Annotated in this window: 22 protein-coding genes; 9 read left to right on the top strand and 13 right to left on the bottom strand. The window is 54.0% G+C overall.

Annotated features, from left to right (window positions below):
- Position 1: 1 nt before the first annotated feature.
- From FCL42_RS18755 to pspA, 11 genes are all read right to left on the bottom strand, one after another.
- Positions 2-1,132 carry a homogentisate 1,2-dioxygenase gene (locus tag FCL42_RS18755; RefSeq protein ID WP_136864970.1) on the bottom strand — a complete coding sequence of 377 codons (1,131 nt, stop codon included), beginning with the start codon at positions 1,130-1,132 and terminating at the stop codon, positions 2-4.
- Between the two features lie 49 nt (positions 1,133-1,181).
- Positions 1,182-2,249, bottom strand: coding sequence for a 4-hydroxyphenylpyruvate dioxygenase (hppD, locus tag FCL42_RS18750; protein WP_136864969.1), 1,068 nt, complete (start codon positions 2,247-2,249; stop codon positions 1,182-1,184).
- Positions 2,250-2,441: 192 nt separating this feature from the next.
- Positions 2,442-3,989 carry a transcriptional regulator TyrR gene (gene tyrR / locus FCL42_RS18745; RefSeq protein ID WP_136864968.1) on the bottom strand — a complete coding sequence of 516 codons (1,548 nt, stop codon included), beginning with the start codon at positions 3,987-3,989 and terminating at the stop codon, positions 2,442-2,444.
- A 308-nt stretch (positions 3,990-4,297) separates the two neighbouring features.
- A complete protein-coding gene (locus tag FCL42_RS18740) occupies positions 4,298-4,636 on the bottom strand; it encodes a 4a-hydroxytetrahydrobiopterin dehydratase (protein WP_136864967.1) in 339 nt (112 codons plus the stop codon).
- Between the two features lie 10 nt (positions 4,637-4,646).
- On the bottom strand, positions 4,647-5,441 hold the full coding sequence (gene phhA, locus FCL42_RS18735; RefSeq protein ID WP_136864966.1) for a phenylalanine 4-monooxygenase: 795 nt from the start codon (positions 5,439-5,441) through the stop codon (positions 4,647-4,649).
- Complete coding sequence (locus FCL42_RS18730) at positions 5,438-6,646, bottom strand: trans-sulfuration enzyme family protein (protein WP_136864965.1); 1,209 nt, start codon at positions 6,644-6,646, stop codon at positions 5,438-5,440. Before FCL42_RS18730 ends, phhA begins: the two co-directional genes overlap by 4 nt.
- 140 nt (positions 6,647-6,786) lie before the next feature.
- Complete coding sequence (locus FCL42_RS18725) at positions 6,787-7,779, bottom strand: TIGR01620 family protein (protein ID WP_136864964.1); 993 nt, start codon at positions 7,777-7,779, stop codon at positions 6,787-6,789.
- On the bottom strand, positions 7,776-9,164 hold the full coding sequence (locus tag FCL42_RS18720; RefSeq protein ID WP_169308454.1) for a YcjX family GTP-binding protein: 1,389 nt from the start codon (positions 9,162-9,164) through the stop codon (positions 7,776-7,778). Before FCL42_RS18720 ends, FCL42_RS18725 begins: the two co-directional genes overlap by 4 nt.
- A 53-nt stretch (positions 9,165-9,217) precedes the next feature.
- Positions 9,218-9,601: an envelope stress response membrane protein PspC gene (gene pspC, locus FCL42_RS18715; protein ID WP_136864962.1), complete on the bottom strand. Its 384-nt coding sequence runs from the start codon at positions 9,599-9,601 to the stop codon at positions 9,218-9,220.
- The gene (gene pspB / locus FCL42_RS18710) at positions 9,591-9,824 is read right to left on the bottom strand and encodes an envelope stress response membrane protein PspB (RefSeq protein WP_136864961.1); all 234 of its coding nucleotides are present in this window, start codon (positions 9,822-9,824) and stop codon (positions 9,591-9,593) included. Before pspB ends, pspC begins: the two co-directional genes overlap by 11 nt.
- A 13-nt stretch (positions 9,825-9,837) precedes the next feature.
- Positions 9,838-10,506, bottom strand: a complete 669-nt coding sequence (gene pspA, locus FCL42_RS18705) for a phage shock protein PspA (RefSeq protein WP_136864960.1) — start codon at positions 10,504-10,506, stop codon at positions 9,838-9,840.
- A 184-nt stretch (positions 10,507-10,690) separates the two neighbouring features.
- Between pspA and pspF the strand changes: the two genes are divergently transcribed.
- From pspF to FCL42_RS18670, 7 genes are read left to right on the top strand one after another with little or no spacing between them, the layout of a single operon-like run.
- A complete protein-coding gene (pspF, locus tag FCL42_RS18700; protein ID WP_136864959.1) occupies positions 10,691-11,758 on the top strand; it encodes a phage shock protein operon transcriptional activator in 1,068 nt (355 codons plus the stop codon).
- 58 nt (positions 11,759-11,816) lie between these two features.
- Positions 11,817-13,421, top strand: coding sequence for an ABC transporter substrate-binding protein (locus FCL42_RS18695; protein ID WP_136864958.1), 1,605 nt, complete (start codon positions 11,817-11,819; stop codon positions 13,419-13,421).
- On the top strand, positions 13,422-14,453 hold the full coding sequence (locus FCL42_RS18690) for an ABC transporter permease subunit (protein ID WP_136864957.1): 1,032 nt from the start codon (positions 13,422-13,424) through the stop codon (positions 14,451-14,453). It begins immediately after the preceding gene.
- Complete coding sequence (locus tag FCL42_RS18685) at positions 14,440-15,330, top strand: ABC transporter permease subunit (RefSeq protein ID WP_136864956.1); 891 nt, start codon at positions 14,440-14,442, stop codon at positions 15,328-15,330. Before FCL42_RS18690 ends, FCL42_RS18685 begins: the two co-directional genes overlap by 14 nt.
- The gene (locus FCL42_RS18680; RefSeq protein ID WP_136864955.1) at positions 15,330-16,319 is read left to right on the top strand and encodes a peptide ABC transporter ATP-binding protein; all 990 of its coding nucleotides are present in this window, start codon (positions 15,330-15,332) and stop codon (positions 16,317-16,319) included. Before FCL42_RS18685 ends, FCL42_RS18680 begins: the two co-directional genes overlap by 1 nt.
- On the top strand, positions 16,316-17,101 hold the full coding sequence (locus FCL42_RS18675; protein WP_136864954.1) for an ATP-binding cassette domain-containing protein: 786 nt from the start codon (positions 16,316-16,318) through the stop codon (positions 17,099-17,101). Before FCL42_RS18680 ends, FCL42_RS18675 begins: the two co-directional genes overlap by 4 nt.
- A 30-nt stretch (positions 17,102-17,131) precedes the next feature.
- Entirely contained in the window at positions 17,132-17,470 is a 339-nt protein-coding gene (locus tag FCL42_RS18670; protein ID WP_136864953.1) for a zinc ribbon domain-containing protein YjdM, read from the top strand.
- Positions 17,471-17,541: 71 nt separating this feature from the next.
- Here the strand turns inward: FCL42_RS18670 and FCL42_RS18665 are convergent, their stop codons facing one another.
- Positions 17,542-18,027, bottom strand: a complete 486-nt coding sequence (locus tag FCL42_RS18665; RefSeq protein WP_136864952.1) for a YajQ family cyclic di-GMP-binding protein — start codon at positions 18,025-18,027, stop codon at positions 17,542-17,544.
- 105 nt (positions 18,028-18,132) lie between these two features.
- On the opposite strand from FCL42_RS18665, the gene FCL42_RS18660 reads away from it, so the two are divergent.
- Positions 18,133-18,507, top strand: coding sequence for a VanZ family protein (locus FCL42_RS18660; RefSeq protein ID WP_136864951.1), 375 nt, complete (start codon positions 18,133-18,135; stop codon positions 18,505-18,507).
- Positions 18,486-19,373 carry a ketopantoate reductase family protein gene (locus tag FCL42_RS18655; RefSeq protein ID WP_136864950.1) on the top strand — a complete coding sequence of 296 codons (888 nt, stop codon included), beginning with the start codon at positions 18,486-18,488 and terminating at the stop codon, positions 19,371-19,373. The genes FCL42_RS18660 and FCL42_RS18655 overlap by 22 nt, the downstream gene beginning before the upstream one ends.
- On the opposite strand, the gene FCL42_RS18650 is transcribed toward FCL42_RS18655, so the two are convergent.
- Positions 19,363-21,300 (bottom strand): propionyl-CoA synthetase, encoded by a 1,938-nt coding sequence (locus tag FCL42_RS18650; protein ID WP_136864949.1) that lies wholly within the window; start codon positions 21,298-21,300, stop codon positions 19,363-19,365. The genes FCL42_RS18655 and FCL42_RS18650 overlap by 11 nt on opposite strands.
- Between the last annotated feature and the right edge of the window lie 71 nt (positions 21,301-21,371).

The following is a 21,371-nucleotide window of genomic DNA, read 5'->3' as shown; positions in this document are numbered from 1 at the left end:
CTTATGCTTTCACTTGCCAACTGTTGGCGTAATCCAGATTTTCCAAAGCGCTGGCCTGCTCTGACAGTTCCAATGGATCTCGGGTATCCACCATCACCGCCACCTCATCGGTAAATTTCTTCTTGTGGGCCAGTCCAGCCTCGAACGCTTTAGGGTGAGGCCCATGGGTGAAGCCGCAGGGGTGGAAAGTCACCATGCCCGCCTCGATGTTGTCACGACTAAAGAAATCGCCAGCGTGATAAAACAGCACCTCATCAAAATCATCATTGTTGTGATAAAACGGCACTTTCAGCGCACCGGGATCGCTTTCTATGGGGCGCGGCACAAAGGTACAGACCACAAAACGACTGGCCACAAAAGTGGTGTGCGCCGACGGCGGTAGGTGATACCGGTGGCTCATCAGAGGGCGGATGTCGCGCCAGTTAATGCGAACCGGTGCCAAATCCCCATGCCAACCAATGGCATCGAGCGGGTTAAAGGGGTAACTGACCTTGGACATCTGCCCAAGCCGCTTGATATTAACCCCCCATGGGGTTTCACCCTGCTGAGCCAAGAATTCATCATCAATCTTAGGCACATCCAACATCGCTGGATCAAAGATGGCGTGAGGCCCCACAATGCCTTTATCTGGCAGTTGGAAACTGTCGTTGGTGGCTTCAACCATTAAGATTTTTAGTGGTTCAATGACCTCAAGGCGCCACATGGTGGAGCGTGGAATCACCAGATAATCTCCGGTTTCCAGCGTTAAATGGCCGTAGTCACAGTAGAGCTCAGCCCGACCTTCGTGGATGAACAACAGCTCATCGCCATCGGCATTACGCATCAGCTCCGTCATATGTTGGTCAAGTTGCCACAAGCGCATCTGACAGTGGTGATTGTGCAGAAACGCTGGCGTTAACCAAGGCAGGTCACTGCGCTCATTCTGCAGATTGAGGTCGATGGCTCGAGGACGAAGCGGCCCTTGCCACTCGCTCCAACCGGTCGGTGGATGCTGATGATGAAAGTGTGCCGCAGGGCCAAAGAAGCCGGAGCGACCCGCTTCTCGTTCGTAGATCGCCTGCTCAGGTAGATCCGCATGGGCTTGTCGAGAGATCTGCCCCTCTTTATGCGGAAAGCTTATCCATTTACGCATAGATTACCCCCAGAAAACGGCAGGAGAGCAACGCCCTCCCGCACTATGATTACAGTACGCCGCGGCGGATCTGATCCTCTTCGATAGACTCAAACAGCGCCTTGAAGTTACCTTCGCCAAAGCCTTCGTTGCCTTTACGCTGGATGATCTCGAAGAACACTGGGCCAATCACGGTCTGGGTAAAGATCTGCAGCAAAATGCCATCTTTCATCGGCGCACCGTCAATCAGAATGCGCTGCTCTTTCAGGCGCTCCACGTCTTCGGTATGCCCTTCAACGCGCTGATCGATCTTTTCATAATAGGTATCTGGAGTAGGCATAAAGTCCATGCCGCCAGCACGCAGATCGGCAACGGTCTTGTAGATATCCTCGGTGGTCATGGCGATGTGCTGAATGCCCTCACCTTGGTACTCACGCAGATACTCTTCAATCTGAGACTTATCGTCTGAAGATTCATTAATGGGAATGCGAATCTTGCCGCATGGGCCGGTCATGGCACGACTGACTAGGCCAGTCAATTTGCCTTCGATATCAAAATAACGAATCTCGCGGAAATTACCGATGCGCTCGTAGAAGCCCGCCCACTTGTTCATGTTGCCCTGGAACACATTGTGGGTGAGATGATCAATCTCAAACAGGCCCTTGTCATTGGCCGCAAGGCGCTGCTGCCAGTCTGGGTAGAACACAAAGTCCACTTCATAGATATTGCGCTCACCATAGCGATCAACGAAGTACAGGGTCGATTCGCCAATGCCTTTAACCGCTGGAATGTTTAACTCCATCGGGCCAATGTTGCCTTCGAATCGTTCGGCACCGTTTTCTAAGGCATGATTCAGCGCCTTACCAGCATCTTGAACTCGCCAGGCCATACCGCACACCGATGGGCCGTGGAGCTTCGCAAACGCTTCGGCTTGAGAGTGAGGCTCAGAGTTCACGATAAAGTTGATGTCGCCCTGACGATACAGCCAAGCTCGCTTACTGCGGTGCTGAGCCACTTCAGTGAAGCCAAGTAAGCCAAATAACTGCTTTAGGTCATTGATGCCATCGGCGTTGGGGGCGGTGTACTCGACGAACTCAAATCCGTCGGTACCAAGAGGGTTGTAATCCGTAGCGTTCATAAAGGTTCTCCCTGTCTTTTTACACCGCAGCCGCCTCTCTAAATGGAGGTTTGTGGCCGAAAAAGTGCGGCGATGAGTCGATTCTCAACGCTAACAGAGAAGCTTAACCAGTGATACAGATCACACTGAAGACAACCGCAGGTGCGGTTGTCACAATTGGTTTACATCTTTATTTTATCGGTTTATGGTCAATTACTTACGCTTTTTACCAATACCATATTCGCGCAATTTATTGGCGATTGCAGTATGGGAAACGCCCAATTTTTTGGCCAATTGGCGGGTGCTTGGGTAGGCGGGATAGAGGCGGCGCAGCAAGCTGGATTCAAACTGTTTTACCGCTTGATCCAAAGATCCTTCAAACTCTTGATCAAAATAACCAAAATTCTCGCTCCATGCGGGCAAACGCAGATCTTCAGAGGTCACTTCGCGCACCCCAGTGGCCATGGAGACGGCACGGAAGATGGAGTTTTTCAGTTGGCGCACGTTACCCGGCCAAGCGTAGTTACGCACGTACTCACGGCACTCAGCAGAGAGCTGCCTCGCTGGGCTGACCAACTGCTGACTGTAGTGTTCAAGGAATAACTCCGCCAACGGCACAATGTCCATCACGCGCTCCCGCAGAGGCGGAATCAACAGATTAAGGACATTGATGCGGTAATAGAGATCTTCACGAAACTTGCCCTGCTGGCACAGATCCGACAGGTCCTTCTGACTGGCACAGATGATGCGAACGTCGACACGAATCTCTTCGTCATCCCCCACGCGGCGGAAGCAACCATCTTGAATAAAACGCAGCAGCTTCACTTGCAGCTGTGGCGACATGTCTGCCACTTCATCAAGGAAAATGGTGCCTCCATTGGCCTGTTCGATAACCCCCTTCTTCACCGGTTGCCCAGGGGCTGAGGCAAAACCAAACAGCTCACTCTCCGCCACACTGTCTGGCAGTGAAGCGCAGTTGATCACCACAAACGATTTGTCTTTACGCAAGCTGGCATCGTGACAGGCTCTGGCCATCAGCTCTTTACCGGTGCCGGTTTCACCGCTGATCAGCAGCGGTGCTTCCAGTTGAGCCATGCGCTTGGCTTGCTCTAACACCGCCTGCATCTTGTCGCTTTGCGCCAGCACGGTGTCAAAACCTTCAATCTCATTACGAAGGGCATTGAACTGTTTGCCGACACGAGAAGGCGATTTAAGCAGCACTACCGCCCCAGCAAGGGCTAAGCCATCACCGGACTCTTCCGGCAAAGTGATGGGAAACATCTCGGCTAAATAATCACTGCCTTGCACTTGAACTCGACACGCCTGCGGTAGCACCTGCTCAGATTGAATCCAGCGCTGGAAACCAAAGCCGGTTACCCAATTACTGATGGGCTGATTAAGCACCTCATCACGCTCATGGGCCATCACCGACAGTGCAGAATCATTGGCCATGGTGACCCGCAATTTGGTATCGATGGAGAGCACCGCGTCGGGCAATGTACGCAACAGCGTTTCTAGGGCGTAATGTTCCCGCTCGGAGGGCATGAACGCCACGGTACGCACGTCTTTAACGGCATCGATTTTTCTTAAGATAGGAAGTAGCTTACTCAGCTCTTCAAAACTGAGCTCCGGCAACTGCAGATAGACATAACCTTGGCTCTCGGCATCAATGGCATTTACATTGAGCTGATGTTGTTCCATCACCTCTAAGATCTCTCGGGCCAAGCCGATTCGATCGTCGCAGCTAACTTCCAGGCGCATCGCTTCCCATCCTAGTAATTTTTTGGGCATGATACTCGGTTCTGGGAAGTTGCACTATAGATGTCAGTATTTCTTTACAAACTTTCCCGCCACCTAAGCCGTTGTAATGCCTAGAGCACAAGTTCTAAACAGGTGGTTTACTCATCGAGTAATTTACAGTTTGATGCCCTGCCATTAAGAAGCTGGCCTTGTGGGGGACGAACTTGAGTTCAATCGGAGCGCTGGTTGCTGGCGCGAGTAGCCTTAAAACAACTTGAGCAACAAAAAAGGCACCCAAAGGTGCCCTAGTGACATGACGTTCGCCCAGATTAATCCAACAGCTGGTCGGTCTTGGCGGCCATGATAAAGTCGTTTTTATGCAAACCGTTGATGGCATGGGTCCACCAGGTCACGGTCACTTTACCCCACTCCAATAGGATGCCTGGATGATGGAACTCCGCTTCCGCCAGCTCGGCGACTTTATTGGAAAACGCCCACGCCAATTTAAAGTTCTTAAATTTATATACTCGCTCTAGCTGCAGCACGCCATCACGAACCGGAGCACTCCAATCGGGAAGCTGTGCCATCAGCTCCGCCAGCTCTTGATCGGTGACTTGAGGGGCGCCAGCTTGGCAAGCTTCGCATTCCATGGTTGAAAGTTGTGTCATTTGATTTTCCTTATTCGCTAACACAGTGCTTAGGGGCAAATTTGGCTGGGTGTAGTCCCAGTTGCTGCGCCTTAGACACTAAACTCATTAAGTCCAATTTTGCGATATCAAACAGCGACTCGATGCTATCGAGTACAAAATAGTGTGGCTGCATGATATCGATTCGATAGGGGGTTCTCAGTGCATCAAGCACCGCCATATCTTGATGGTCTGGCTCATCAGACAGCGCATACTTGGTCTCCCCTGGAGAAGACAAAATACCGCCGCCGTAGATTCTAAGCCCCTCAGGGGTATGCACCAGACCAAACTCCACCGTGAACCAATACAGGCGAGCCAGATAAACCCGCTGCTGCGGCGTAGCTGCCAGCCCTAGCTTGCCATAGGTATGGGTGAAATGAGCGAAAGCAGGGTTGGTCAACAACGGGCAGTGGCCGAAGATCTCATGAAAGATATCCGGCTCTTGCAGGTAGTCAAACTCATCACGGCTACGAATAAAGGTCGCCACCGGAAAGCGCTTATCTGCCAACAGTTCAAAGAATCGCTGAAACGAGATCAGAGCCGGAACCTGAGCGGTTTGCCAGCCCGTGGCTTCCATCAATACCGCATCCACTTCGGCGAGCTGGGGAATGCGGTCCTGAGGTAGATTGAGCCGCTCGAGCCCTTGGAGGTATTCATTGCAGGCGCGCCCCGGCAACCATGTTAGTTGCCGAGCCACCAGCTCGCTCCAGATCTGATGCTCCGCTTCAGGATAATGGATCACTCCGTCGGCATCAGGCTGTCGCGCTTGATATTGGGTGCCCTTCATAGCACCTCCTCTTGAGCAGGCTCTCGGCTTAATACCTCAAAAGCTTGGGCTAGGTCGGCCAAGATATCATCCACATGCTCCAGACCGATGGAGAAACGAATCAAGCCATCGCTAATGCCTGCCTTTTGACGCTGCACTTCATCGTAGGTGGCGTGGGTCATGGTGGCAGGATGCTGCACTAAAGACTCGGCGTCACCAAGGCTCACCGCAATCTGAAACAGCTTGAGGCGCTCAACAAAGGCCACCGCCAGCGCCAACGAGGCATCTAGCTCAATGGCAATCACTCCGCCACCGGCTTTCATCTGCGGGCCAATGCGATCATAACCTGGGTGACAGGCCAGTCCTGGGTAGTAGACCTTGCTGATTTGCGGCTGCTTAGCCAGAAACTCCGCCACTTGCTGAGCACTGGCACAGTGACGCTCCATGCGAATGCCTAAGGTTTTCATGCCTCGTAGAATCAGCCAAGCGTCATGAGGCGACAATACCGCACCGATATCTTTTAGAGACCGCTCTCGAAGCTGTGACAGATAAGGCTCATCGGCACAAACCACCCCGGCAATCACATCGCCGTGGCCGTTTAAAAACTTAGTGGCACTGTGCAACACGATGTCGATGCCATGGCGCTTAGGCAACTGCAGCATCGGAGTCATGAAGGTGTTGTCGACCACTGAGATCAGATCATTAGCCCGAGCAATCTGTGCCACTTCATCAAGATCGTACACCGCCAGATGTGGATTCACCGGCGTTTCCAGCAGCAGCATCTTAGTATTAGGGCGGATGGCATCCGCCAAAGCGGCGCTGTCGGAAAAGTCGATGGCAGTCACCTCAATGCCAAAGCGGGGCAACTGCTCACTCACTAGGCTATGGGTACAGCCGTAGAGGCAGCAGTTCACGATGAGGTGATCACCTTGACTGAGCAGCCCCAATAACACCGCCGACACTGCGCCCATGCCACTGGCAAAAGCGATGGCGCCGTCGCTGCCCTCAAGGTGGGCCATGCGCCGCTCAAACTCCCCGACAGTCGGGTTACCCAAACGGGTGTAGATTGGCCCGCTTTGCTCGCCAGCAAAGCGTTGGCTTCCAGTATTAACGTCTTCAAACACAAAGGTTGCAGATTGGTACAGAGGCGACACCAAGGCACCTTGCGGCTCCTGGCTTCTTCCTCCATGAATCGCTGCCGTTTGTGGATGCAGTTTCGAATCCATGTGCTTAACTCCCCTTGCGCCCAATTATTGTTTAGGTGTTGTCTATTTTATGGGCGTCGTTATCCCTCCTAACATAATGGAGCGCAGGGGAAGCAACAGAGTTTGGCGAAAATTGATTCCGCCAAGATGTAATCGATATGTTACAAACGCTTGTTTAAATCACCGCTCTTTAGCTGGCTCTTCAGCGCTTGCGCCGACCACTGCCCCAGCTCCCCAAGCAGACGTTTTTGCAGCGTCAGCAGCTTAGGTTTGGGAGAGGACGGCGCCACCGGCCGAGTCAAGGCCAAGGCTTGATAGCCTAAACGAGCCGTTAGCAAGCCCGCCCCCAGTCCTTGCGCTACCCGTGCAGACAATTTGCCACTAAGCTCCACTGACAGCATCTGCCCGCCCAGATCCAGCATCAGTTCGCTGCCACCGGCGTAGATAAGGTTGCGAACCATGGCACGCACCAGCGATACCCGTCCCAGATAGCCAGGCTCAATCCCATAGAGCCGAGACAGCTCCTCGACCATTCTCTGGTTACGCCACAACATCAGTGCCATATCCAGACTGGCCAACGGGCTGGCCGCCAGCATCAGCGCCGCTTGGGCTGAGTATTTATCAATGATCCGCTGCGCTTGCTCATCCAATGGCGCCAGCACCTCAACCTCAAGCAGATGTAAGCGCTCGCTATCACTGTGGTGAGGCTGACTTCTGGACTCAAAGGTGCGCCAATCCGCCTCGGTGGACTGTGGCAGTGTGGTCCGCAGTTGACTTAAGTGGGGCTCAAGCCCGCCAATTTGCTGGCTTTGAGCAATATCGGAGAGATCCGTCGACAACTGCTCTCGCCGTTTAAGCTGGCGTAGGTGACGCCATTCCCGAATCACCAAAGCAAACAGCGCCACCATGGCGCCACCAAAAGCAGCCCCGTAGAGGGCAAACAACCACGGCCCTCGCTGCCAAGCGTCCATCAAGGTGATGATGGTTTCCGTTGCCAATAGCAATAATACACTGAGGCCCAGCCACTTAAGCCAAGGGCGAGGCGTAGACTTTGGCGGTTCAATGCTGTCTGCCTGCTCCAACAGGGTTGACGTCTCTTCTAGCTCTAGGCTCTGATCCAGTTCAAACTCCTGGGCACCTTTAATCTTGCTCATCGCATCTTATCTCCCAGTAAAAACTGCATGGCATAGTCCATCCGCATCTGCGGCAGTGGTTCATCCCCTTGCCACAACGGTGGCATAAAGCCGCTGAAATCGAACCCTTGCTGCTGCCAGAAGTCGGCATCGGGCAAACGCCGTGGCACTTCTCCTGGATAGCGAACTCGCCATTGCCCATCAAGGTCACGCCCTTTAATCACGCTTTGGTTTTGAGCGCTGCTGACCTTAGCTTGCTCGGTGGCATTGATGGCGCTCAGCACCAGGGTTTCAATCTCGGTACCAAAATATTTCGGCTGACGACGGCTCTCTTTCAGCAGGCTGTGCATCAACTGCAGCAGTGCGGGCTGCTGATCGGCGGTGATGTGGTCCGCCTTACTGGCGGCAAACAGCACCTTATCAATTCGAGGTCGAAACAATCGGGTCAGCATTGAGCCGGGGCCATAATGGAAGCTGTGGCTAAGGCGGCTCAGAGTTAGCGCCAGTTGCTCGGTTTGGTCACGGCCATGATTGAGTGCCGACAGGCAATCCACCAGCACCACTTGACGGTCCAATTTGGCGAAATAGTGGCGAAAGAAAGGTTCAACTACCTCATCACAATAAGCGCTAAAACGCTGGCTTAGGGTTTGGCGCAGTGGCGATTCCTCACTTAAGCGCTCTAGTAGTGACGGTGGCAACGGGAACCAGGCCAGCGCTGGCGCGCCCGCCAGCTCGCCGGGTAATAGCGCGCGACCCGGCTGCAACAAACTGGCGCCATATTGCTGTTTTAGGGTTTTCAGCAGCTCGGCGTATTCAGAGGCTAGCTCGTTGATGACACTGTTGTCCTCGTTGCCCTCAAGGGCCCTCACCTTTTGGCACCAACTGCGACTGTGCTCCTGCCAAGCGCCTCGGTTTAGCTCAGGCCACACTTCGGCGCACCACTGGGCATATTCCTGCCCCAGCAGTGGCAGATCCAGTAGCCATTCCCCCGGATAATCGATGATATCCAGCGTTAAGGTGATTGGCTGGCCAAACTGCCCCGCCAGCCCTTTACTGGGTTGATAGCGAAGCAGCAAACGTATCTCACTGATGCTGTGGGTCGATGGCGGCCAATGGCCCTGCTTAAGTTTGCCCACCGCCCCTGAGTAATCAAACGGTTGTAGGGTCAGATCCGGCTGTGGCGCGAGCTTGGCACCGAGAAAACGCCCCTGCTCAAGCACTTGCCAGGCGGGAAGGAATTGGCTTTCGCCATTGAGAATCTGATTAACCAAGGAGGTAATAAATGCGGTTTTGCCTGCGCCAGAGATGCCGGTGACGCCCAAACGAACGTGACGGTCTAATCCCCGTTTTACCGCTTGCTCCATCTGCTGACCAAGATGGGAAAAGCTCTGTTTTATTCGACTCATGAAAGGCTTGCTAGTAGCAACGCCCAACATAGCGTTGGGCGTTTGGGTGAGGGTTACAGGTTGTCAATTTCTCGCTTTAGGTGAAACGCATCTGAGGTGACGTGCTTTTCCAGTCGACGCAGACGCAGTTCCAGATTACGAAAACGAGTGCTGACATCCTTCATGGCGGTCTTGGGAGAGTCTCCCGCCTGCCAAACTTTGGTCTTCAACTCGTGAGGCTTGTGCTGGGGAGTGGTCTCCCCCTTATCCAGCAATACCCAAGCTACGATGTAAAGCAGCAGTGGTACGCTGAAGATACCGGTCAATAAAATCGCAGACAGGGTGATAATGCGTACCAGCCAAACTTCGAAATTAAAGTGGTAAGCAATCCCGGCACATACCCCAGCTACCTTACCTTCGCTAGGAAGACGCACTAACTGGCGTTTGTCATTGTTCATGTTTACTCCTCCATTCCGGTGATTCGTGATCCAGTATCGACTCTAAGGTTTCGATACGGTCGCTCATCTTATCGGCTCGTTGCAGCAGCTCGTTGAGATGCTGAAACTCTTCATCGCTTAAGCCCTGAGAAACCTGCTTTTTACTGCGGTAGTGCAGAATCAACCAGATGGGCGCCACGAGAGCTGTAAAGATTATTAAGGGTGCAATTAACAGTTCTTCCATTTGGCGCCTCTCTTTAGTCCTGTTTCTTCTTCATCTTTTTCTTAAGCTGTTCCAGCTCGTCGTTGACCTTCTCTTCTGCAGCCAGAGCGGCGAACTCGTCTTCCAGACTCTTTGGCTTCATCAGGTCATGGGCTTCCACCTCAGCTTCTAAGGTTTCCACGCGACGCTCGTATTGGTCAAATTTCATCATGGCTTCGTCGATCTTGCCAGTGTCCAGTTGACGCTTCACGTCCAAACGGGAAGAGGCAGTCTGCTTGCGCATGATGATGGTCTTCTGGCGAGCTCGTGCGTCATTGAGCTTCTCTTGCAGGGTATTGATCTCCTGCTTAAGGCGTTCAATCTGCTCTTCAATGATCACCAGTTCGTTCTTCAGGGTTGCCACCAGGTCGGAAGCTTTGCCCTTCTCAATCAGCGCGGCCTTGGCCAGATCTTCACGATCTTTGCTCAGTGCCAGCTCGGCTTTCTTACCCCACTCTTCCACGTGGCTTTCAGCACGAGCCACACGGCGAATCGCTTCTTTCTTCTCTGCTAGAATCTTTGCAGAGGTGGAGCGAACTTCAACTAAGGTGTCTTCCATCTCTTGGATGATAAGACGTACCATCTTTTCTGGATCTTCCGCTTTATCCAGCAGCGAGCTGATGTTTGAATTAACGATATCAGCAAAACGTGAAAAAATACCCATAATCAATTTCCTCTAAAGTTGCCAAATTGCCCTCTTGCCATAGTTATTACAGGAAACGTGCCAAGTTTTTATTGTATCTAAGTGTCTGATTTCATTAATAACTCGCAAGTGCTTTATTTTCCAGCATTTAGTCCCTATTATGGAATCCACCACTATTTAGCAAAATCCACCACATCAAGGACAGATGGCTAACTCAAACAAGCTAGACAACCTCATTGGAGAATCCAACGCCTTCTTGGCGGTACTGGATCACGTCTCTCAAGCGGCGCCACTGAATAAGCCGGTGCTGATCATCGGTGAACGTGGAACCGGTAAGGAGCTCATCGCTAACCGTTTGCACTTTCTGTCCCAGCGTTGGGATCAGCCCTACATCACCCTAAACTGCGCCGCTCTGAATGAAAGCCTGCTGGAAAGTGAACTGTTCGGTCACGAGTCCGGAGCCTTTACCGGCGCCAGTAAACGCCATGAAGGCCGCTTTGAACGGGCCCATAAAGGCAGTTTGTTTCTGGATGAGCTGGCCAACACCTCAGGTCTGATTCAAGAGAAACTGCTACGGGTGATTGAATATGGTGAGTTTGAGCGTGTCGGCGGTGCTCGCAGCGTCAAGACCGACGTGCGCCTCATCTGTGCGACTAACGAAGATCTGCCAGCGCTGGCAGACAGCGGCGAGTTTCGCGCCGATCTATTGGACAGATTAGCGTTCGACGTCATCACTCTGCCCCCCCTAAGAGAGCGAGTGGATGACATTTTGCTGTTGGCGGAGCATTTCGCCATCAACATGGCACGCCAGTTGTCGATGTCGATGTTCTCCGGCTTTACCAGCAAGGCCAAACAAACCTTGTTGGAGTTTGACTGGCCCGGTAACGTTCGAGAACTCAAGAACGTGGTTGAGCGCAGCGTCTATCGCCACCAAAACGACGCCCTGCCAGTGCATCAGATTATTCTCGACCCCTTTGAATCCCCCTGGCGTCCGCAGCAGCGCGTAAAAACCCAAGACCGCCAAGTGGAATCAACGCCGGTGGCTAACCCCGCCCCGGAAATTAACGATACCACCGCGCCGTCGTCTGCCCCCGCCGCCAATGGCAAAATAGCACTACCTTTAGATTACAAAGAGACGGTACAAAACTTCGAGATTGACCTGTTAAAACAGGGCCTAGAGGAGAGCCAGTTCAATCAGAAACGCACCGCAGAGATGTTGGGATTAAGTTACCACCAGTTGCGAGGTATTCTGAAAAAGTATGAACTGCTGTGATGATCGTCGAGTTTGGCTTTGATACACTAGCCGGATCGCATTAACGCCAGTTAATTCAATGAACAATTTTCCAGCTTTCTTGCTGCCCCTGTTGATCCTATTGGTTCCTGGTTGCAGCAAACCCGAATCGGATCTGAAGCGCGGTCTCGTGTACTGCTCTGAAGCCAACCCGACCCTGTTTAACCCCCAGCGGGTGAGCTCCAGCAGCACCTTAGACGCCAGCGCTAAGACGCTCTACAACCAGCTTCTCGGGTTCGACAACGACTCAGGGCAACTGAAACCGGAGTTAGCCACCGAATGGCAAACGCTGGATGAGGGCCGACGTTACCGCTTTACCCTACGTCGAGGCGTCGAGTTCCATAGCTCAGACAACTTTACCCCCAGCCGCAATTTCAACGCCGACGACGTACTGTTCAGTTTTCAGCGATTGATCGATGCCAGCCACCCCTATCACCAAGTTGGCGATGGCCAATATCCCTTCTTTCAGAGCATTGAGTTAGCGGACAACTTAGTTGCCATCGAGAAGCGTTCGGAATATCAAGTCGACTTTGTTTTAAAGCAACCGGATGCCACCTTTCTAACCAACTTGGCTACCGATTTTGCGGTGATCTTATCGGCAGAGTACGGCGAACAACTGCTGGCACAACAGCAAACGCACCGCATCGATCTCGATCCTATTGGTACCGGTCCCTATCGCCTCGGCGACTACAAGAAAAACCAGTTTATCCGCTTCTTAAAGCATCCCCACTATTTCGATAAGCCCGCTCTGTCAGAGCAACTGATCTTCGATATCACCCCCAATGCCACTGGCCGTATGATTAAACTCATTGGTGGCGATTGTGATGTGGCGGCGCTGCCTCAACAGGGCCAACAAAACTTGGTGCAAGATCATCAAGACTTGAAGCTAGAGCGCCAACCGGGATTTAACGTGGCCTATTGGGCGTTTAACACCCAGAAACCGCCATTTGATGACCTTCAGGTTCGTCGAGCTCTGGCCATGGGCATCAATCGAGATAAGATCTTAAAAGCAGTGTATCACGAAGAGGCGATCGCCGCGTCGGGTCTTCTGCCGCCGTCCTCTTGGGCGTTTCAGCGCCGAGGAGCTACCCTGCCCCATAATCCACAGTTAGCCAAGGCGATGCTGGAGCACGCTGGCGTATCTGGCTTAACACTGGACATCTGGGCACCCACCCTCAGCCGCAGCTACAACCCCAATGCCATCAAAACTGCCGAACTGATTCAGCAAGATCTAGCGCAGATTGGGGTCAAGGTGAACATCGTCAGCTACGACTGGAACCTATTTAATCAAAAACTGCGTCAGGCCGAGCACGATTCCGTGCTGCTCGGCTGGAATGCAGACAACTACGATCCGGATAACTTCTTTACTCCACTGCTAAGCTGTAATGGCATGCTGTCGGGAACCAACCACAGCCGCTGGTGTGCATCCAACTTCGACGAACTGCTGACCCAAGCTCGGCGCACCGGTGATCAGGGACAACGACGCCTGCAGTATCAGCAGTTAGAGTCTTATCTGCAGCAGCAGGTGCCGCTGCTGCCTCTGGCTCACGCCACCCGTAGCCTCGGCAAAGATCAGCGCCTGAAAGGGCCAATTCTTACCGCTGTTGGCGGCATCGATTTCTCACAAGTGGAGGCCAGCAACTAAATGCTTACCTTCCTCGTTAGACGCATAAACCTGTTTATCTTAACCAGCTTGATGCTGTTTGCCGTGGTCTATGCGGTGACCTTAGCGCTGCCTGGAGAGCTGGCCAGCAATTTGTCGGGCATTGCCGATCCTAACCGCAGCCAACTCACCCAGATTAATCAGCAGTACCAGTTGGACTCCAACCCCGTATTTGGCTATCTCGCCTACGTTAAAGCCCGCTTAAGTGGTGATTTCGGGGTATCTCTGACCAGTCAGGAGCCCGTTTGGCCGCAACTGACCCAAGTGATTACCGCCTCCCTCGAACTCGGCATGATGTCGGTCATCATGGCGCTGCTTATCGGCATTCCCATTGGTGCCCTTGTCAGCCTTAGCCGCAACCCGACCATTCAGCGCATTGTGATGTCACTGACGCTACTTGGGTTTTCAGTACCGGTATTTTGGCTAGGCCTACTGCAGATCATCACCTTTGGGGTCAATCTGGATTGGCTTCCCGCTTCGGGCCGCATCAACCTGATCTATGAAGTGCCCTCGGTCACCGGACTGCTGCTGGTGGACATCTGGCTGACGGACGCTCCGTGGCGCAGCGCCGCCATGATGGACGCATGGGCCCACCTGATTTTGCCCATCTCCGTAGTCATGCTGTTGCCTCTGACCATTGTTATTCGCATCACCCGCTTCTCCTTGGATGAGGAGCTGGACAAAAACTACATTCGAGCGTTGGAAGCCCGAGGCATCTCCCGCTTCCACCTGTTGGTTCACCACGCCCTCCCCAATGCCATGGCTCAGGTGCTGCGAGTGTTATCCTTACAGTTAGGCCCCATCGCCAGTGCCATCATTATTGTGGAACTGCTGTTCTCCTGGCCCGGTGTCGGCGCCTATATGGTTTCAGCCCTAAGGCAAGGGGATCACACCGCGCTGCAGGCTGGAGTACTGGCCATTTCACTGTTTATTGTGCTGCTTAACATCGTGTTGGAGATCATCCACACCCTGCTTAACCCAGTGAGTCGGAAAGAGATCCATGGGCGAATTTAACATCTATTTCGAAGAGAAGATCCCCTCCCTGTGGCAGAGCATCTGGGAGAGCTTCACCAAAAGCCCATTGGCCCTGATCGGCTTGTGGTCACTGATGCTGATTGTGTCGGTGAGCATCATCGGTCCCTTCATCGCCCCATACCCCGCATCCTATCAAGATCCCAATGCATTGCTGATGCCGCCATCTTGGGCCGACGCCGGCAGTGTTGAGCATTTTCTTGGCACCGACGATCTGGGACGAGACCTGTTCTCACGAATTTTGCACGGCGCCCACCTGACCTTTGGCTACGCCTTGGTCGTGGTGTTCGTCTCCTTGGTGATCGGCTTTATCATCGGCAGTCTCTCAGGAGTCACCCGTGGCCTTAAAGCCAGTGTGCTTAGTCACCTGCTGGATACCCTGCTGTCCACTCCACCGCTGGTACTGGCGATTCTGTTTGCTGCGGTTTTAGGACCTGGCCTGCTCAATGTTATTTGGGCCGTGGGTCTGGCGCTGATCCCCCGTTTTGTGCGCGCAATCCACAACGCGGTGCACGAAGAGATGCAAAAAGAGTATGTGGTGGCCGCCCGCCTCGATGGCGCATCCAATTGGCAGGTGTTCTACGACTCTATCCTGCCAAACCTGTGGAATACGGTGATCGTACAGACCACTCTGGCCTTTTCCGTGGCCATTTTGGACATCGCCGCACTGGGCTTTTTGGGGCTGGGCTCTCAATCGCCCTCTCCTGAGTGGGGGGCCATGGTAGAACAGGGCTTGGACAACGTACTCACCGCCCCTTGGACGGTGACCATGCCCGGCATGGCCATTCTGTTTAGCGTACTGGCCGCCAACATCGTTGGCGATGGCCTACGTAACGCCCTACAAGAGGGTCGTCGCTAATGCACTTACTGGATATTCGAAACCTCACCATCGAACTCAACACCCCTCAAGGCTGGGTTGTGGCGGTAGATAAGTTCAGCCTCACCCTACAGGAGGGTGAGATCCACGGCCTAGTGGGAGAGTCCGGCTCAGGTAAAAGCCTGCTGACTCAAGCGATCATGGGCATTACCGATAAGCGTACCCGCCTGAAAGCGGATCGCCTAAACTGGCGTGGCGAAGATCTGATGTCACTGCCCGTTAAGCAGCGCCGCGCGCTCATGGGGCGTGAGATTGCGATGATCTTCCAAGACCCCGCCTCCTGTTTGGATCCCTCCAAGCGCATCGGTAGCCAGTTACTGGAAGCGATGCCGGTTCCCAAAGGCACCTTCTTTTGGCAGCGCAATAAGGTTCGCCGCGAGCACGCCATCCGCCTGTTGCACCGAGTAGGGGCCAAAGACCACCGCCACGTGATGCGCAGCTTTCCTTGGGAGTTGTCGGAAGGGTTGGCACAAAAGGTGATGATCGCCATGGCCATCGCTCACCGGCCAAAACTGCTCATTGCAGATGAGCCCACCACAGGTCTGGAAACCGCCACCGCGGCGCAGATTTTCCGCCTGCTGTCTAAGCTCAACCAAACCAAAAACGTGGCCATTTTGCTGATCAGCCACGACCTGAACTCCGTGGCTCGCTGGAGCCACAAATTGAGCGTGCTTTACTGTGGCCAGTTGATGGAATCCGGCAAGGTGAAATCTCTGATTACTAAGCCGAAGCACCCCTATACCAAGGCGCTATTGTACTCCACGCCCAGCGCCAATATGTCGCTGCTGCCAAAGAGCCCACTGGACACCCTCGAAGGGATGATTCCGCCCTTGGCGCACTTGCCCATCGGCTGTCGCCTTGGGCCGCGATGCCCCTATGCACGTAAGGAGTGCGTGGTTCAGCCCCGCATTGCCACCAAGAATGGCCACGCCTATCGTTGCCACTTCCCGCTGAAGGAGATCTCTGAATGACGCCACTACTGGAAGTCAAACAGCTGAGTAAGCGCTACCCTGCGGGCTACCAGAGATTTCGCAAGGTATACAACGTTGCTCTGGAGCCGATCTCATTCGAGCTCTACCACAATGAAACCCTAGCGTTTGTGGGTGAAGCTGGCTCTGGACGCACGACCCTAGCACGCATATTGGCGGGAGCAGAGCGTCGCTCTGGGGGCGAAATTCTTTTAAATGGCGAACTGCTTGAGATGCACAACTATAAGCAGCGCTGCCGACTGATTCGGATGATCTTCCAAGATCCATCAACCTCGCTGAATCCCAGATTGCGCATTGGCCAGTTGCTGGAAGAGCCACTGAAGTTCAACACCAATCAAGATAAGGCTGAGCGCCAGCGCACGATTGAAAACATCCTGATGAAGGTGGGCCTGCTGCGTGAGCACAAAGAGTTCTACCCTCATATGATCTCCCACGGCCAGCGTCAGCGGGTGGCCATTGCCCGAGCACTGATGCTGGACCCAAAGATCATCATCTCCGATGAGGCGCTCTCAGGCCTGGATTCCTCCCTTCGCGCCCAATGCGTTAACCTGCTATTGGAGCTGCAAAAAACCTGCAGCCTAAGCTACATCCTGATGTCTCACGACTTAGCCACCGTTAAGCACATGAGCGACCGGGTTATCGTGCTCAAACACGGTAAAGTCGTCGAACAGGGCAAAACCACCGAAGTGTTTGCCAACCCGCAACACGACTACACCCGCCGCCTCATTGATGAGCAGATGCTCACCATTGAGTACCAGATGTAGGTTTTCTAAATCTAGACCGAGAGCCATACCATGTCCCTACCGCCATGCCCTAAGTGCGAGTCCGAGTTTGTCTATCAAGATCAGCAGCAGATGATCTGCCCAGAGTGCGCCTTTGAGTGGAATCCTGACGAGCTTGCGGACGCAAATGCCGCCCCCACAGAGAAAGACGCCAATGGCAGCCTGCTGCAAGAGGGCGACAAAGTAACCCTAGCCAAAGATCTGAAGGTTAAGGGCAGCTCCTTGGTGCTAAAAATCGGCACCAAAGCGGTCATTCGCCGAATCGTCGAAGGCAAAGATCATCAGTTGGACTGCAAAGTGGACGGCGCTGGCGAGATGATGGTGACGGCGAAGTTTGTTAAAAAGGCCTAAGTCGAATTTTGAAATGCAAAACAAACGGGGCGCCATGGCGCCCCGTTTCATTAACTAAACTTCGATAACGGTTAGTCTCTAAAGTTCTCGAACTGGAATGGCTGGCCTAGATCAGCTTCACGAGCCAGTGTCATTACCGCCTGCAGGTCATCACGCTTTTTACCGGTTACGCGCATCTTCTCGCCCATGATCTGAGCCTGAACCTTAATTTTGGAATCCTTAATCTGCTTAACCAGCTTTTTAGCCACCAGTTGCTCAATGCCCTGCTTGAACTTGCAGTTGCGGGAGAAGGTTTTGCCGCTGTGTAGCGCTTTCTCGTCCACTTCCATGGCGGAGGTGTCCACGCCACGCTTGACCAAGCAGCCGCGAAGGATATCTTCCATCTGTTTAAGCTGAAAATCGCCTTCGGCGCTCATCACAATGGTCATCTCTTTCAGCTCAAAGCTGGCTTCAACGCCACGAAAGTCAAAACGGGTGCTGAGTTCGCGATTCGCGTTTTCCGTTGCGTTACGCAGTTCCACGGCGTTCACTTCAGAGACGATATCAAATGACGGCATGATTGTTTCCTGTTGAATGGTTTATCGGCTCAGTCTACCGCCACCAAGGGCTTACGTCAGTAATTTCCATAGCCAGTTTTGGCTACGGCCGCTATGATGTGAGCCATGACTCTGTTACTGCACCCCAATCAGCGCCAGCGTAAGTGGTTTCGACTGCTGCTGCTCATTACCCTGGGCATCTTTTCCCTGCTGCTGTTTGGTAACCCCGATTATCCCCAACCGGTAGCCAATACCGATAAGTGGGCGCACCTGTTCGGCTTTGCCTCGCTGGCTTTGCTGCTGCATCTCGCGTTTCGATGGCCATTTTGGTTACACCTAACCACCTTAGCTCTATATGCCGGTTTGGTTGAAGTGATCCAATCCTTTCTACCCTATCGCTACGCTGACCCCATGGACTGGGCCGCCGATATGCTGGGCGCTCTGTTAATGCTCACCACCTTAGAAGTCATGAAACGTCGATGGCAACCGCAGCAATCCTAGGGGCAGGCGCCATAGGTCAGTTGTTGGCCAACCTTCTAATTCAAGCGGGACACAATGCGGTGGTCATCAACCATCGCATCGACCAAGCCGAGGACCGCCAACATCAGTTTGAATCCGTCGATGGCGGCATCAGCCGCATCACCCTGGAACATCGTCCTAATACCCAAGCATGGCAGCCGGATCTGCTGTTGGTCACGACCAAGGCCTATCAAGGGGAGCAGGCTCTGCGGCCGGTATTGGAGTGGCTGAAACCAAGCACCCCCATCGTGCTGCTGCACAATGGCATGGGGCCTCAGCAGCGGCTGGCGAATGCTCACCCTCACCACAGTTGGTGGGCGGGGATGTTAACCGACGGTGCCTTAGTCACTGAGCCTGACGGCATTCGCCATACCGGCAAAGGAATCCGGTTTACCGGGCCATTAAATGATGCCCATGCCAAAAGCCGCGCAATTGACGCCCTGTCTGCCATCGGTTTTGAGAGCGTCGACATCCTGCCCAAGCTTTGGCAAAAGCTGGCGGTCAACGCCGTAATCAACCCGCTGACCGTAGTTTTGGATTGCCAGAACGGCAACATCGCCGAGATGATACACCGCCCCCAAGTGCAAGCGCTGTGCGAAGAGTTAACCTTAGTGGCAGAAGCCGAAGGGCAGCACTGGCCTCAAAACCAAGCCCTAGACTGGGTATTAACCGTCGCCAACGCCACCGCCAGCAACAGCTCCTCCATGCGCCAAGATTGGCGAAGCGGCCGCCAAAGTGAGCTGGCCGCCATCAACGGTTATCTGCTCGAGTGCGCCGAAAAACACGGCTTATCACTGCCAACGCATCAGGCCTTGGTTGAAGCCGTGGCCAATCAATTTAACCGCTAACGGAGCTTGGCTGTGCCAGCCAAGGCTGAGCCGAGGTCACCAACCCCATCTTCGCCAGAGCCTGATGCACCAACTCTAACGCCTGGGGGTCATCGATGGTGGCAGGTAAGGCCACCGCCTGACCACTGGCAAGTTTGCGCATGGTGCCTCTTAGAATTTTCCCCGAACGGGTCTTAGGCAGCTTCTCCACCACGGTCACAAGCTTAAACGCCGCCACCGCGCCAATCTGCTCTCGTACCGAGGCGATAAGCTCAGCTTTCACAGCATCAAGATCCAGCTCCTGTCCCTGCTTAAGCACCACCAGCCCCAGAGGCAATTGACCTTTCAAGGCATCGTCCACCCCAATCACCGCCGCTTCAGCCACCGCCGTATGACTGCAGAGCACCTCCTCAAAGCGCCCCGTCGACAGCCGATGACCGGCCACGTTTAACACGTCATCGACCCGCCCCATCACGTAGAGATAGCCATCATCATCAAAATAACCGGCATCGCCAGTCACGTAGTAACCGGGGTAATGGCTCAGATAGCCACTTTGAAGCCGCTCGGGGTTATTCCACAGCCCCGTCAGTGTGCCGGGAGGCAGTGGCAGTTTGATGGCGATGGCACCTTGAGTATCCACAGGCAAGGGTTGGCCCAACTCATCGAGCACCTCCACCATATAACCGGGCACGGCCAGCCCGGGAGAACCCGGCTTAACTTCGATAGGAGCGATACCCAGCGGGTTGGCGCAGATGGGCCAGCCAGTTTCAGTCTGCCACCAGTGATCGATCACCGGCACCTTAAGCTGTCGCTGCGCCCATTCGAGTGTGTCAGGGTCGCAGCGCTCCCCGGCTAAATAGAGCGCCTTTAAACACTGAAGATCGACCCCAGCAAGCCCTTTGCCCTCGGAGTCAGCCCGCTTAATGGCGCGGATGGCCGTTGGCGCGGTGAAAAACGCATTAACCTGATACTCCTCAATGATGCGCCAGAAGATCCCCGCATCCGGGGTCACCGGTTTGCCCTCATACAACAAGGTGGTGGCTCCCACCAGCAGCGGCCCGTAAATAATGTAGGAGTGGCCCACCACCCACCCTACGTCAGAGGCCGCCCAAAATACGTCTCCAGCCTCAATGTTGTAGACAGCCTTCATCGACCAAGCCAGCGCCACAGCATGGCCACCATTGTCTCGAACCACCCCTTTGGGTTTGCCGGTAGTGCCGGAGGTGTAGAGGATATAAAGAGGGTCGTTCGCGTCCACTTGAACGCAAGCCACTGGCTCGGCATCGGCCATCACCTGCTGCCACAGATGATCTCGCCCTACTTGAAGTTCACCCTGATACTGCGGCCGCTGCAGCAGTATGGTGTTGGCCACCTTATGCTGACAAAGCGTTAGCGCTTCATCCAGTAGCGGTTTGTAAGGCACCACTCCAGAAGGCTCGATGCCACAAGAGGCGCTCACCACCAATTTCGGCGTGGCATCGTCAATGCGACTGGCCAACTCCGATGCCGCAAATCCACCGAAAACCACTGAGTGAATGGCGCCAATACGAGCGCACGCCAACATGGCGATGGCGGTCTCGGTCACCATCGGCATGTAGATCACCACGCGGTCGCCTTTGCCCACCCCAAGACGCACCAAACCGCCAGCAAAACGAGCCACCTGTTGCTGCAGCTCAAGGTAGGTCATTGCGCTGGCGCTGTTGGTCATGGCACTGACGGTGTGAATGGCCACCTGCTCACCTCGTCCCGCTTCCACATGACGGTCAACGGCGTTATAGCAGGTATTTAAGCTGGCACCGGGAAACCACTGCCCCAGACCAAAAGGCTGGGGCTGAAAGACCTCTTTAGGCGGCGTTATCCAATCGATGGCGGCCGCCGCTTGAGACCAATAGGCTTGCGGCTGTTGCCAGGCGTGGCGCTGAAGTTCGCGAATCTTAGCGTGAGTCATGTTGTCATCCTTGAAATTGGGGCAAGCAAAAACCATGAACTCAGTTGTAGCAAAATTAACCAGCGCGCCCT

It is taken from the genome of Ferrimonas aestuarii, assembly GCF_005116665.1.
In the GTDB taxonomy this organism is placed as follows: domain Bacteria; phylum Pseudomonadota; class Gammaproteobacteria; order Enterobacterales; family Shewanellaceae; genus Ferrimonas; species Ferrimonas aestuarii.
This window is presented reverse-complemented; position numbering and strand designations above follow the sequence as displayed.